Annotated in this window: 1 protein-coding gene; it reads left to right on the top strand. The window is 67.5% G+C overall.

Annotated elements, in window-relative coordinates:
* On the top strand, positions 1-625 hold a 625-nt coding region (locus AOK16_RS27820; RefSeq protein WP_240483301.1), incomplete at both ends, for a cytochrome P450.

Below are 625 nucleotides of genomic sequence, written 5' to 3'. Positions count from 1 at the left end.
GGAGCTGGCCATCACCGAGGAGATCGGCGTCGAGTCGGCGATGGAGCTCATCTCGTACGCGATGAACCTCTCGGCCGCGCGCAAGGAGTGCCCGGCGAAGGACATCGTGACCGCGCTGGTCGCGGCCGAGGACCAAGGGAACCTGGGCTCGGACGAGTTCGGCTTCTTCGTCCTGCTGCTGGCGGTCGCCGGCAACGAGACGACACGGAACGCGATCAGCCACGGCATGCACGCGTTCCTCACCCACCCCGAGCAGTGGGAACTCTACAAACACGAACGCCCGTCGACGGCCGCGGAGGAGATCGTCCGCTGGGCGACCCCCGTCCAGTCCTTCCAGCGGACGGCCACCTGCGACACGGAACTCAGCGGCGCCGAGATCAAACAGGGCGACCGCGTAGGCGTCTTCTACGCCTCCGCCAACAACGACCCGGAAGTCTTCGACCACCCGGAGCACTTCGACATCACCCGCGACCCCAACCCCCACCTGGGGTTCGGCGGCGGAGGCCCCCACTTCTGCCTGGGCAAGAGCCTGGCGACGCTCGAAATAGACCTCATCTTCAACGCGATAGCCGACACCCTCCCCGACATGACCCTGGCGTCCGAACCCCGCCGCCTCCGCTCGGCC

The sequence above is a fragment of the Streptomyces pathocidini genome (assembly GCF_001418495.1).
Taxonomy (GTDB): Bacteria; Actinomycetota; Actinomycetes; order Streptomycetales; family Streptomycetaceae; genus Streptomyces; species Streptomyces pathocidini.
This window is presented reverse-complemented; position numbering and strand designations above follow the sequence as displayed.